General features: G+C 66.1%; 12 protein-coding genes. 7 read left to right on the top strand and 5 right to left on the bottom strand.

Annotated elements, in window-relative coordinates; all coding sequences use genetic code 11:
• Positions 1-4: 4 nt before the first annotated feature.
• The 3 genes from YU9_RS0115305 to YU9_RS0115295 all read left to right on the top strand — a co-directional run bounded on the left by YU9_RS0115305 (position 5) and on the right by YU9_RS0115295 (position 3,531).
• Positions 5-1,306, top strand: a complete 1,302-nt coding sequence (locus YU9_RS0115305) for a dihydroorotase (RefSeq protein ID WP_027573633.1) — start codon at positions 5-7, stop codon at positions 1,304-1,306.
• Positions 1,307-1,590: 284 nt separating this feature from the next.
• Positions 1,591-2,187, top strand: a complete 597-nt coding sequence (plsY, locus tag YU9_RS0115300) for a glycerol-3-phosphate 1-O-acyltransferase PlsY (RefSeq protein ID WP_027573632.1) — start codon at positions 1,591-1,593, stop codon at positions 2,185-2,187.
• Positions 2,188-2,337: 150 nt separating this feature from the next.
• Complete coding sequence (locus YU9_RS0115295; protein WP_027573631.1) at positions 2,338-3,531, top strand: patatin-like phospholipase family protein; 1,194 nt, start codon at positions 2,338-2,340, stop codon at positions 3,529-3,531.
• On the opposite strand, the gene YU9_RS0115290 is transcribed toward YU9_RS0115295, so the two are convergent.
• Complete coding sequence (locus tag YU9_RS0115290; RefSeq protein WP_027573630.1) at positions 3,523-4,767, bottom strand: amidase; 1,245 nt, start codon at positions 4,765-4,767, stop codon at positions 3,523-3,525. The two genes, YU9_RS0115295 and YU9_RS0115290, sit on opposite strands and share 9 nt — an antisense overlap.
• A 91-nt stretch (positions 4,768-4,858) precedes the next feature.
• Between YU9_RS0115290 and dprA the strand changes: the two genes are divergently transcribed.
• Positions 4,859-6,001, top strand: coding sequence for a DNA-processing protein DprA (gene dprA, locus YU9_RS0115285; RefSeq protein WP_036017293.1), 1,143 nt, complete (start codon positions 4,859-4,861; stop codon positions 5,999-6,001).
• A 311-nt stretch (positions 6,002-6,312) separates the two neighbouring features.
• On the opposite strand, the gene YU9_RS0115280 is transcribed toward dprA, so the two are convergent.
• Positions 6,313-6,747 carry a helix-turn-helix domain-containing protein gene (locus YU9_RS0115280; RefSeq protein ID WP_027573628.1) on the bottom strand — a complete coding sequence of 145 codons (435 nt, stop codon included), beginning with the start codon at positions 6,745-6,747 and terminating at the stop codon, positions 6,313-6,315.
• An 83-nt stretch (positions 6,748-6,830) separates the two neighbouring features.
• On the opposite strand from YU9_RS0115280, the gene YU9_RS0115275 reads away from it, so the two are divergent.
• Positions 6,831-7,439, top strand: a complete 609-nt coding sequence (locus YU9_RS0115275; protein WP_027573627.1) for an FMN-dependent NADH-azoreductase — start codon at positions 6,831-6,833, stop codon at positions 7,437-7,439.
• 63 nt (positions 7,440-7,502) lie between these two features.
• On the opposite strand, the gene YU9_RS0115270 is transcribed toward YU9_RS0115275, so the two are convergent.
• Together YU9_RS0115270 and YU9_RS0115265 are read right to left on the bottom strand one after the other, a co-directional pair.
• Positions 7,503-7,685 carry a hypothetical protein gene (locus YU9_RS0115270; protein WP_027573626.1) on the bottom strand — a complete coding sequence of 61 codons (183 nt, stop codon included), beginning with the start codon at positions 7,683-7,685 and terminating at the stop codon, positions 7,503-7,505.
• Positions 7,686-7,856: 171 nt separating this feature from the next.
• Positions 7,857-8,630 (bottom strand): SDR family oxidoreductase, encoded by a 774-nt coding sequence (locus tag YU9_RS0115265; protein WP_027573625.1) that lies wholly within the window; start codon positions 8,628-8,630, stop codon positions 7,857-7,859.
• A 121-nt stretch (positions 8,631-8,751) separates the two neighbouring features.
• Here YU9_RS0115265 and YU9_RS0115260 point away from each other — a divergent pair, with 121 nt between their 5' ends.
• Complete coding sequence (locus YU9_RS0115260; RefSeq protein ID WP_027573624.1) at positions 8,752-9,219, top strand: helix-turn-helix domain-containing protein; 468 nt, start codon at positions 8,752-8,754, stop codon at positions 9,217-9,219.
• Positions 9,220-9,530: 311 nt separating this feature from the next.
• On the opposite strand, the gene YU9_RS49900 is transcribed toward YU9_RS0115260, so the two are convergent.
• Complete coding sequence (locus YU9_RS49900; RefSeq protein ID WP_245266391.1) at positions 9,531-9,674, bottom strand: hypothetical protein; 144 nt, start codon at positions 9,672-9,674, stop codon at positions 9,531-9,533.
• Positions 9,675-9,997: 323 nt separating this feature from the next.
• Here YU9_RS49900 and topA point away from each other — a divergent pair, with 323 nt between their 5' ends.
• The gene (gene topA / locus YU9_RS0115250; protein ID WP_027573622.1) at positions 9,998-12,760 is read left to right on the top strand and encodes a type I DNA topoisomerase; all 2,763 of its coding nucleotides are present in this window, start codon (positions 9,998-10,000) and stop codon (positions 12,758-12,760) included.
• Positions 12,761-12,775: the final 15 nt, after the last annotated feature.

The raw sequence follows: 12,775 nt of genomic DNA, 5'->3' as shown, positions 1-12,775 counted from the left end.
GCCGATGTTGACCGACCGCCGCCCCATCCTGCTCGCCAATGCCCGCGTCGTCGATCCCTCCAGGGACTTCGACGGCATCGGTGACGTCCTGATCGCCGACGGCACCATCCGCGAGACCCGCCGCGGCATCGGCGCGGCCGGCGTCCCCGAGGGCACCGACATCATCAACTGCTCCGGCAAGATCGTGGCGCCGGGCCTGATCGACATGCGCGCTTTCGTCGGCGAGCCCGGTCTCAGCCACCGCGAGACCTTCGCCTCCGCGAGCCAGGCCGCGGCGACCGGCGGCATCACCACCATCATCTGCCAGCCCGATACTTCTCCGGTGATCGATAACTCGGCGACGGTCGATTTCGTAATGCGCCGCGCCCGCGACACCGCGATCGTCAACATCCAGCCGATGGCCGCGCTCACCAAAGGCATGCACGGTGAGGAGATGACCGAGTTCGGCCTCTTGAAGGCGGCCGGGGCGGTCGCCTTCAGCGACGGCGACAAGAGCGTGACCAACGCCCAGGTGATGCGCCGCGCGCTCACCTATGCCCGCGACTTCGACGCGCTGATCGTGCATCACACCGAGGATCCCAACCTGGTCGGCGAAGGCGTGATGAACGAGGGCGAGTTCGCGACCCGGCTCGGCCTGATGGGGATCCCGAACGCCGCCGAAGCCGTGATGCTGGAGCGCGATCTGCGCCTCGTCGCGCTCACCGGCGGCCGCTACCACGCGGCCTCGCTGACCTGCATCGACTCCCTGGAGATTCTCCAGCGTGCCCGTGACGCCGGGCTCGCGGTCAGCGCCTCGGTCTCGATCAATCATCTGGCGTTGAACGAGAACGACATCGGCCCCTACCGATCGTTCCTGAAGCTGTCGCCGCCCCTGCGCACCGAGAACGACCGCCGCGCGGTGGTGGCGGCGCTCGCCTCCGGCCTGCTCGACGTCATCATGTCCGACCACAATCCGCAGGACGTCGAGGTCAAGCGCCTGCCGTTCGCGGAAGCCGCACCCGGCGCCGTCGGCCTCGAGACCATGCTGCCGGCCGGCTTACGGCTGGTGCATAATGGCGAGATGGAACTGAAGACGCTGATCCGCGCGATGTCGACCCGGCCGGCCGAGCTGCTCGGGCTGCAGGGCGGAACCCTGCGCGCCGGCAGCCCGGCCGACGTCATCGTGATCGACCCCGATACGCCCTGGGTGGTCGATCCAGCCGATCTCAAATCGCCCTGCAAGAACACCCCGTTCGACGAGGCCCGCTTTACAGGCCGCGTGGTGCGCACCATTGTCGGTGGGCGAACGGTCTATGAGCATGTCTAGAGCAGAATGCCTGTTGATTGAACCAGTCGGGCCGCGGGCTCGCTTCGCCTCTCCCGCTTGCGGGAGAGGCCGACGCGCTCGCAGAGCGCGGCGGGTGAGGGTTCTTGCCACCCAGGGACAGCCTCCGCATTTCTCGACAACCCCGCCGCGGAGACACCCCCACCCCAGCCCTCCCCCGCAAGCGGGAGAGGGAGCCGAGTCCCGACGCCGGAGCATCATTCACATCAAGCGGGAGAGGGAGTGCACCTCCCCGCGCCGCTGCAGTTCAGCATGGAGCTGCTGCTATGGGGCTTGAAGCATTTTTGCCGGTGGCCTTCGTCATCGGCTATCTCCTCGGCTCGATTCCGTTCGGGCTGATTCTGACCAGGCTCGCGGGCACGCAGGATATCCGCTCGATCGGCTCCGGCAGCATCGGTGCCACCAATGTGCTGCGCACGGGACGCAAGAGCCTTGCCGCGGGCACCCTGCTGTTCGACGCGCTCAAGGGCACCGTGGCCGTGGTGATCGCCGGCTACATCGCAGGCCCCAATGCCGCGATAGTGGCCGGGCTCGGCGCGTTCCTCGGCCATCTCTTCCCGGTCTGGCTGAAATTCAAAGGCGGCAAGGGCGTAGCGGTCTATATCGGCATCCTGCTCGGCCTGTTCTGGCCCGGTGCCGTGGTGTTCTGCGTGCTTTGGCTGGCGACCGCCTTCACCACCCGCTACTCATCGCTCTCGGCGCTGGTGGCGGCATTCATCACGCCGATATTCCTGTGGTGGTTCGGTCATCTCGCATTGTCCGCACTGGCAGCAGTGCTGACCCTGCTGCTGTTCTACGCGCATCGCGAGAACATCAAGCGCTTGCAGGCGGGCAAGGAAAGCCGGATCGGCGAGAAGGCGTGAAGCCGGAAAAAGTACGGATACCGCCGCACCCTTTCCGCATTATCTGCCAAATCCTGTTCGCAACTCTCGTACCAGTTGGGGCAAACAGTAGCGAACGGGTTCCATGCCTGTCATCCTGACACAGGAAACGGCGTTACGCGGTTGCTCAGAATGAGCGAGAAGATGATCGGCGCGCATGACGGGAATGGTTCGCCAAGTGCTGCCGGCACCGCGGCAAGCCGGCTGCTCTCGGCGACCAACATCTGGTCCGACGCGCCGCCGCCGGCGCCTACCCCTGTTTCACGGCCAGCGCCGCAGCCTGAGCCCGTCGCGCCAGCCGCCGCTCCGCTCGATATCGTGGCCACCAAGGCTGCACCGGTCGCGCGGGCGCGTTCCGACCGCTGGCCGCCGCGAAAACTTTCGCTGGCGCTGCAGGGTGGCGGCACCTTTGCCGCCTTCACCTGGGGCGTGCTGGAGCGGCTGCTGGAAGAGCCTGACATCGCAATCGACACCGTGAGCGGCGCCAGCGCCGGCGCCATCAATGCGCTGTTGCTCGCGTGCGGCCTTGCCGAAGGCGGCCGCGAAGGCGCCCGGTCGCGGCTGAACCGGTTCTGGACCCGGCTGATGCACGAGGCCTCGTTCCGCTCGCTGATGCTGATCGGCGGCTTTTCGCCGGCGGGAAGCTCGGTCGCGTTCGGCCCGACCCTGCGCTCCGGGCAGTTCGATCCGTTCGATCTCGATCCGCTACGGCAGGCGCTGTCGCGTCACATCAATTTTGCGGCCTTGCACGACGCGAAATGCCCGAAGCTGCTGATCGCGGCAACGCGGATCCGCGACGGGCAGCAGCAGATCTTCCGCAACGACACCATCACCGCCGACGTCGCCCTCGCCTCGACCTGTCCGCCGCTGGTCCACTGTGCGGTCGAGATCGACGGCGAAGCCTATTGGGACGGCGGCCTTGGCGGCAATCCGCCGCTGCTGCGGCTGGTGCAGGAAACGGCGGCGACCGATCTGCTGCTCGTCCAGGTCACGCCGACGCGCGACAGCTACGTGCCGATCACGCTCGCCGCGATCGACCGCCGGCTCGACCAGATCGCGGCCAACGCCGCGCTCAATGCCGAGATCGCGGCGATCGAATGGACGCAGGCCCATGCTGCGCCTTCGTTGCGGCTCTCCAGGATCGCGGCCGAAGACTCCGTTGACGGCCTGGCGCAGCGCTCATCGACTGATCTTGGCCGGGGCTTCATTCGCGCGCTGCACCGGAGCGGTCGCGAGGCCGCCGGGCGCTGGCTCGGGCAAGGCGTCGGCGGCAACGCGCCCGCGCGCGATCAACAGGCAGCTCGCGCCGAACCGGCGCTAGCCTGATTTCGCCAGCGCCTCCTCCAGGAACCAGGCCGCCGCAAGCGCGAGCGGATCATTGCCGAAGCGCGCGATCACCTGCACGCCTACAGGCAGGCCACCGACCTTCAGCGCCGGCACGTTGACGCAAGGATTACCCATCAGCGTCCAGAGCCGGTTATAGCGGGGGTCGCCGGTGGTCGCGAGCTCCTTGGCCGGCGCCGTGCCCGGCGCCGAATAGGTCAGAAGCACGTCGACACCTTCGAACAGCTCGCCGAGCTCGCGCCGGCCGCGACGGCTGATCCGCCGCGCCTCGTCATATTCCTTCGGCGTCAGGTGGACCGTCGCATCGAGACTGGCGCGCAGCATCGGCGCGATCTCGTCGTGACGCTCGGAAAACTCCCAGGCGAGCGCGCGATGCGCCTCAAAGTCCTGGATGATGGGGTGGATGCGCCAGGCCTCCTGCACGGCCTCGGGCAGATCGATGGTCTGCACGCTGGCACCGGCGCGCATCGCCGCCTTGATTGCCGCTTGCAGCCCCTCCTCGGCCGCAGCCTCCACCGCGCCCGCGAACTCCTGCCGGACCACGCCAATCCGCGGCGACTTCGCCGGCGTGATATCCGAGAATTCGCTGCGGCCGGTCATCGCCAAGAGCCCGCGCGCAAGATCCTCTGCCCGGGCGCCGAACAGGCCGACCGTGTCGAGCGCCCACGAATAGCACTTCACGCCAACCGTCGGCAGCATCCGGAACGACGGCTTGATCGCTGCCGTCCCGCAATACGCCGCGGGCCGGATCACCGAGCCACCGGTCTGGGTGCCCAGCGCCAGCGGGATCATGCCGGCGCCAACGGCCGCCGCCGAGCCAGAGGAGGAGCCGCCCGGCGAATGACCCAGATTGTGCGGATTGCGCGTCGGGGTCGGATCGCGCGAGGCGAACGCGGTCGTGGTTGTCTTGCCGATGATGGTGGCCCCTGCCCGCTTCAGCATCATCACGACAGGTGCGTCGCTGCGCGGCTGCCAGCCGCGATAGATCTCCGAGCCCATCTCGGTCGGCATGTCAGCGGTATCGATGATGTCCTTGATCCCGACCGCGATGCCCCGCAGCGGACCGGAGCCTTGCGCCTTCGCCGACTTGTCATGACGGACGAAGGCGTGGACGTCCTTCTCCTTGGCCTCGATTGCCGCGTGCGACTGGGCGATGGCGGCATCAGTCGAAAGCTCGCCCGCTTCGATGCGGCGCTGGAGGTCGGCGAGTGAGATCATGGCAAAATCCTTCTTATTGCCATCGCTTTTAGCATCGGGACGACGCCGCGCAAGCGCACGTCCCTGTTGCGCAACGCCCTCAGGTTGTTCCATGCTGTCCCTGCAAGGAGACGCCGTGGACGCCATTAACCCAAGCGTGGAGCTGACCGAGGCTGAGCGGATCGACCGCCTGCGGCTGATCCGCTCCGACAATGTCGGGCCGCGCACCTTCCGTTCGTTGGTCGATCATTTCGGCAACCCGCGCGCGGCGCTGGAGCGACTGCCGGATCTCGCCCGCCGCGGCGGCGCGGCGCGGTCGGGCCGCATCTGTAGCGTCGATGAGGCAAAGGCCGAGCTCGCCGCGAGCCGCAAGTTCGGCATCGCCTGGCGCGCGCCCGGCGAGGATGGCTATCCGGCGCGGCTGGCAACGCTCGAAGATGCGCCGCCGCTGCTTGCCGTGCGCGGCGACACAAAAACCTTGATGCGGTCGATGATCGCGATCGTCGGCTCGCGCAACGCCTCCGGCGCCGGCCTGAAATTCGCCGGCCAGCTCGCGCGTGAGCTTGGCGAAGCCGGTTTTGTCGTCATCTCGGGGCTGGCGCGCGGCGTCGACCAGGCCGCACATCGCACCAGCATCGAGAGCGGCACGATCGCCGTGCTCGCCGGCGGCCATGACTGCATCTATCCGCCCGAGCACGGCGACCTGGTCGCCGCGATCCTCGATCACGCGGGGGCTGCGATCTCCGAGATGCCGCTCGGCCACGAGCCGCGCGCCCGCGATTTCCCCCGCCGCAACCGGCTGATCTCGGGCGCCGCGCTCGGCGTCGTCGTGGTGGAAGCGGCGCACCGCTCCGGCTCGCTGATCACCGCACGCATGGCAGCCGAACAGGGACGCGAGGTGTTCGCAGTCCCGGGCTCCCCGCTCGATCCGCGCGCCGCCGGCACCAACGACCTGATCAAGCAGGGCGCAACGCTGGTCACGGAAGCTGCCGACATCATCAACGCGGTGCAGCCGATCATGGAGCGGCCGCTGATGCACCCCGTTGGCGAGCCCGACAGCGAGCCGTTCGAAAGCGATCCGCAAAGCCATGACCGCGACCAGATCACGGGCCTGCTCGGCCCGGCCCCGATCTCGATCGACGATCTCGTCCGGATGTCAGGCGCCTCGCCCGCGATCGTGCGCACCGTGCTGCTGGAGCTCGAGCTCGCCGGCCGGCTCGAACGTCATGGCGGCGGCTTGGTGTCGCTGCTTTAGTGAGCTGGCCCGTACTCTACCCTCCCCTCCAGGCAGGGCCATCGCGTATGAGAGCTTTTCCCTGCGGCCATCCTTCGAGACGCCCGCTTTTAGGCGGCTCCTCAGGATGAGGGCGGAGTGCGCGGCAGCAGTTTCAACAGGCACTGACGCTACTTAGCCTCATCCTGAGGAGGCGCGTAAGCGCCGTCTCGAAGGACGAGGCGTGCGCGCAGCCCGCCGCCACGAGTCATGTGCGATAGCCCTCCCCCTCCAGGGGAGGGTAAAAATCGACCTCGCAGCACGAGCAGGCGCCCACCCCTTAATTCTCCGCTTTAGCCGTCGTTGCGCTCGTCGAAGCGCGCCCGTGCCGCCGCGATTTGCTGCTGATGCGCGATCGCCCACTCTCCGAGCGCTTTCACCGGCTGCTGGAGTCCGCGGCCGAGATCGGTCAGCTCATAGTCGACCCGCGGCGGGATGGTGGGAAAGATCGTGCGCGTGACGAGGCCGTCACGCTCCAGCCCACGCAGCGTCAGGGTCAGCATGCGCTGCGAGATGCCGTTGATCATGCGCTTGAGCTCGTTGAAGCGCTTTGGCCCGTCGCTCAGCATCATGATGACGAACACGCTCCATTTGTCGCCGACGCGAGACAGCACGGAGGCAACCCCGCGACAGTCCGCATGGTTCGGATCCGGCCTTTGATCCGGACCTGGAACCAGCCTTGGCGAGACAGGCAAATCGGTGTTCCCAGGTTTCAATAATGTGCTCATGGCTCAAGAAAGTGCGTTCTTGCGGGGATTTCGACAGTCACTCATGTAGCGCTGGTTACAAACCTATACCAGGGTGACCCCACATGAAACTGCTCCATATCGACTCCAGCGTGCTCGGCCCCCATTCTGTCAGCCGGCAGGTTTCCGCCGCCATCGTCGACCGGCTCCGGCAGGCGACGCCCTCGCTTGAGGTGGTCTATCGCGACCTGAGCCAGACGCCGCTTGCCCATCTCTCCGGCTCGCACCTTGCGGCCGCGCAAGGCGCCCCCGCGCCGGCGGAACTCGGACCCGACCTTGCCGCAAGCGCGGCGGCGCTGGAGGAGTTCCTGGCCGCCGAAATCGTCGTCATCGGCGCGCCCATGTACAACTTCACGATTCCGAGCCAGCTCAAGGCCTGGATCGACCGCATCCTGGTGGCGGGGAAGACTTTTAAATATGGCGCGGCGGGGCCGGAGGGGCTCGCCGGCGGTAAGCGCGTGATCGTCGCGATCTCGCGCGGCGGTTATTATGGCGCGGGCTCGCCCGCTGCAGCACTCGAGCACCTCGAAAGCTATCTGCGCGGCGTGTTCGGCTTCATGGGCATCCACAATGCCGAGTTCATCATCGCCGACGGCATCCAGGTCGGACCGGATCATCGCGAGAAGGCGCTCGCCGGCGCGCTTCAGGCAGCCACCAGCCTGCACGCGGCCTGACGCCGTGCCGAAATCAGCCGCCGCCGGATTGCGCGGCGGCTGACGGCTGCACGATCTGAGACGCTAAAACCAGACGCCCTGCATACCCAACATCACGGCAACGAGCGAAACGAGCAGGCCGATCCCAGAGAACAACGCGATGGCGACGAACTCGGAGGCGTCGGAATGCTTGGCCGGTATGGTGGATCTTTCGGTGAAAATGCGCGGAGATGAAATCGACGAGAAAAGGCGGGCTGCTTTCGTCATAGCGGACTCCCTTAAAAGTGAGTCTTCTGCCCCCTGCCTGTAAAAATGTCTTTGCAGCTTGCGCGAAGATTCAACGCCTCACGCAAGGTTCAGTCAATGTATCTCACAGGACGTCAAAACCGGCCGGCGCAACCGCACTGCGCCGGCCGATTCAATTTGCGCTTGATTTGTTCAGCCGCGATAGATCGGCGCACCGCTCGGGGAGGCCACGGCGCCGCCGTCGACGAAGATTTCCTGGCCCTGCACGTGCGCGGCATCATCGGAGGCGAGGAACAGCACCGTCTTCGCGACGTGATCCGTTTCACCGATGCGGCCGAGCGGCGTCGATAGCGCAATCCGCTTCTCGAACGCCTTCTCGGCTTCCGGTGTTGCAGTCGCGGGCCCCCAGATCGGCGTGCGGATCGCACCGGGCGCCACGACGTTGACGCGGATGCCGCGCGGCGACAGCTCCGAGGCCATGATCCGCGCCATCGCCCGCACCCCGGCCTTCGCGGCGCCGTAAGCGGAGTAACCGGGAATGCCGAGCACGGAGATCACGGAGCCGTTGAGGATGATCGAGGCGCTGTCGTTGAGATAAGGTAGCGCGGACTGCACGGTGAAGAACACGCCCGTCAGGTTCGTGCTGATCACCTTCTCGAAGACTTCAAGCGTGGCCGACCCCAGCGGCGTGCCGCCGGCGATGCCGGCATTGGCGAACACGATGTCGAACTTGCCGAACTTTTCCGCGCCCTGCTTGATCGCAGCTTCCGTCGCCGCGACGTCCGTCGCGTCGGCTGGCAGCGCGAGCCCGTTCGGCCCGAGCTCTTTCGCGGCAGCCTCCAGCGTCTCCTTGTTGCGCCCGGTGATCACCACCTTGGCGCCCTCGGCCACGAACAGTTTTGCCGTCGCAAGCCCGATGCCGCTATTGCCGCCAGTGATCAGAGCCGTCTTGTCTTTCAGTCTCACGCTCGCCTCCAGTAGTTGCATTATGAAACTATATTGCCATCTAGGGCAATTGGTTTTATGATGCAACCACACAAGCGCGTGATCGGCGCTGGCGCCGTGCGAACGCGACAGGACGAAGATGATGGTGAAAAGAACGAGCTTCGAGGGCGATTCCTGCCCGATCGCGCGGTCGCTGGAGGCGCTCGGCGACTGGTGGTCGCTCTTGATCATCCGCGAGGCGCTGTTCGGCGTCCGCCGCTTCGGCGAGTTTCAGAGCAAGCTCGGCATGGCCAAGAACATCCTCTCAGTGCGCCTGCGCGCGCTGGTCGACCACGGCATTCTGGAAACCGCCCCCGCCTCCGACGGCAGCGCTTATCAAGAATATGTGCTGACGCCGAAGGGCCGCGGCACCTTCCCGATCCTGGTCGCGCTGCGGCAATGGAGCGAGGAGTTCGATGATCACCCTGAGGAGATTGCGACCATTTTGGTGGACCGCGCAAAAGGCCGCCCGGTCAGGAAGCTCGAAATGCGCGCGGAGGACGGACGGCTGCTCAGCCCGGCGGACACCACGCTGAAGCCGCGGCCGGCGCGGCGGCGGCGGTCGGCGTGATGGCGGCGAACTGCCATCACGCGTCATTGCGAGTGCAGCGAAGCAATCCAGAGTCTTTCCGCGGAGGCAGTCTGGATTGCTTCGCTGCGCTCGCAATGACGAGGTTGGGGCAGCGTACTCCATATCTATCACCGTCACCCTGAGGTGCTCGCCTCTTCGGCGAACCTCGAAGGGCGACGGCCCGGCTGCATCTCGGCCGTTCATCCTTCGAGGCTCGGCTTGCGATGCGTTCGCATCCCAAGCCTCACGCCTCCAGCGACGAGCGCTACGCGCTCGCGCAGGAATGACGGGGACTGACAAAGGTCCAAACCTCACGACAGCTTGCGCTTGGTCCGCAGCCGCAGATGCTCATCGGCCTCGAGCTGCGTCATTCCTAAGAGATAATGCAGCATGTCGAGCTTGTGGCGCTCGGCCAGCTTGCGCAAGGCGGCCACCTGCTCGGCGATGAAGGCCACCGCCTCATCCGCCCCGCCCTCCCCCGGTTCCTCGTGACGCGAGCCCACCCGCGCGCCCGATCCAGCGCGCGCCCGTTTCTTTCCCGGCCTTGTCACCAGACCCCACCCGAATCCATGTCCCGCGGAAACATTACGCCGACATGGATCGCAACTCCAAGGTGGTATTCTGCAACTTTCTCGATATGAAACTTTTCCCATTTCGGCGGCTTTCAACACCCCCGGATTTGACAGGGGCCGCCTCACCACCCATGTTCGGGGCGAAACGGCCGACCCGAGTCCTTTCGTTTTCGGCCCGAGATTTTCCCGTAAGCCACTGGAACTAAATGAATATCGTCATTGTGGAGTCGCCGGCGAAAGCCAAGACGATCAACAAATATCTGGGCTCGTCCTATGAGGTTCTGGCCTCATTCGGCCATGTCCGCGATCTCCCGGCGAAGAACGGTTCCGTCGATCCCGACGCCAATTTCAAGATGATCTGGGAGGTCGATCCCAAGGCGGCCGGCCGGCTCAACGAGATCGCCAAATCCCTGAAGGGTGCCGACCGCCTGATTCTCGCCACCGACCCTGATCGCGAGGGCGAGGCCATCTCCTGGCACGTGCTGGAGGTGATGAAGGAAAAGCGCGCGCTGAAGGATCAGAAGATCGAGCGCGTGGTGTTCAACGCCATCACCAAGCAGGCGGTCTCGGACGCGATGAAGCATCCGCGCCAGATCGACGGTGCACTGGTCGACGCCTACATGGCGCGCCGTGCGCTCGATTATCTGGTCGGCTTCACCCTTTCGCCCGTGCTGTGGCGCAAGCTGCCGGGCGCCCGCTCGGCCGGCCGCGTGCAGTCGGTGGCGCTGCGCCTCGTCTGCGACCGCGAGCTCGAGATCGAGAAGTTCGTGCCGCGCGAATATTGGTCGCTGATCGCGACCCTGCTCACGCCGCGCGGAGAAGCCTTCGAGGCCCGCCTCGTCGGCGCCGACGGCAAGAAGATCCAGCGCCTCGACATCGGCACCGGCGCGGAAGCCGAGGACTTCAAGAAGGCGCTGGAAGCAGCCGCCTACGCCGTGACCGCGGTCGACGCCAAGCCGGCGCGGCGCAATCCGCAGGCGCCCTTCACCACCTCGACGCTGCAGCAGGAAGCCAGCCGCAAATACGGCTTTGCGCCGGCGCACACCATGCGCATCGCCCAGCGCCTTTATGAAGGCATCGACATCGGCGGCGAGACCACCGGACTCATTACTTATATGCGGACCGACGGCGTCCAGATCGCGCCCGAGGCGATCACCCAGGCCCGCAAGGTGATCGGCGAGGATTACGGCAATGCCTATGTGCCGGACGCTCCCCGCCAGTACCAGGCCAAGGCCAAGAACGCCCAGGAAGCGCACGAGGCGATCCGTCCGACCGACCTGTCGCGCCGCCCCGACAGCATGAGCCGCAAGCTCGATGCCGATCAGGCCAAACTCTATGAGCTGATCTGGAAGCGCACCATCGCGAGCCAGATGGAATCGGCCGAGCTCGAGCGCACCACGGTGGACATCACGGCGAAGGCCGGCGGCCGGACGCTGGAGCTGCGCGCCACCGGCCAGGTCGTGAAGTTCGACGGCTTCCTCGCGCTCTACCAGGAAGGCCGCGACGATGAGGAGGACGAGGATTCCCGTCGCCTGCCCGCGATGAGCCAAGGCGAGGCCGTGAAGCGGCAGAGCCTGTCCGTCACCCAGCATTTCACCGAACCGCCGCCGCGCTTCTCGGAAGCATCCCTCGTCAAGCGCATGGAAGAGCTCGGCATCGGCCGGCCCTCGACCTATGCCTCGATCCTGCAGGTCCTGAAGGACCGCGGCTACGTCAAGCTGGAGAAGAAGCGCCTGCACGGCGAGGACAAGGGCCGCGTCGTGATCGCGTTCCTGGAGAGCTTCTTCAGCCGCTACGTCGAATACGACTTCACCGCCGCGCTGGAGGAACAGCTCGACCGCATCTCCAACAACGAGATCTCCTGGCAGCAGGTGCTGAAGGATTTCTGGCGCGACTTCATCGGCGCCGTCGACGACATCAAGGATCTGCGCGTTGCGCAGGTGCTGGACGTGCTCGACGAGATGCTGGGGCCGCACATCTATCCGCCCCGCGCCGATGGCGGCGATATCAGGCAGTGCCCGAACTGCGGCACCGGCCGGCTGAATCTCAAGGCCGGCAAGTTCGGCGCCTTCGTCGGCTGCTCGAACTATCCGGAATGCCGCTACACCCGCCAGCTCGCCGCCGATGGCGAAGCGACCGCCGACCGTTCGCTCGGGCAGGATCCCGATACCGGCTTCGACGTCTGGGTCAAGGCCGGCCGCTTCGGGCCCTATATCCAGCTCGGGGAACAGAAGGATTATGAAGAAGGCGAGAAGCCAAAGCGCGCAGGCATCCCCAAGGGCACCTCGCCCAGCGATGTCGACCTCGAGCTCGCACTGAAGCTGCTGTCGCTGCCGCGGGAGATCGGCAAGCATCCCGAGACCGGCCATCCGATCATCGCCGGCCTCGGCCGCTTCGGGCCGTTCGTGAAGCACGAGAAGACCTATGCGAGCCTGGAAGCCGGCGACGAGGTGTTCGACATCGGCCTCAACCGCGCCGTGACGCTGATCGCGGAGAAGGTCGCCAAGGGCCCGAGCCGCCGCTTCGGCGCCGATCCCGGCAAGGCGCTCGGCGATCATCCGACGCTCGGCACCGTCACCGTCAAGAGCGGCCGCTATGGCGCCTATGTCACGGCCGGCGGCGTCAACGCGACGATCCCGGCCGAGTTCGAGAAGGATACGATCACGCTGCCGCAGGCGATCGCGCTGATCGACGAACGCGCGGCCAAAGGGGGCGGAAAGACCAAGGCGAAGAAGGCGGCAAAGCCTGCCAAGACCAAGAAGGCTGCAGAGAAGGCCGACGGTGAGGACGTCGCGCCAAAACCGAAGAAGCCGGCCGCGAAGAAAGCCGCGGCCAAATCCAAATCCGAATCCACCAGCAAGGCGCGCGCCGCCGTGCCGTCGACGGCGAAGACGTCCGCCACTAAGCCGTCGCCGACCAAGACCGCCGCCGCCAAGGCCCCGGCCAAGAAGAGTGCCGGCAAGACTTAGATCAAGAATTAGAGG

The organism is Bradyrhizobium sp. WSM1743 (assembly GCF_000473065.1).
GTDB lineage: Bacteria > Pseudomonadota > Alphaproteobacteria > Rhizobiales > Xanthobacteraceae > Bradyrhizobium.
This window is presented reverse-complemented; position numbering and strand designations above follow the sequence as displayed.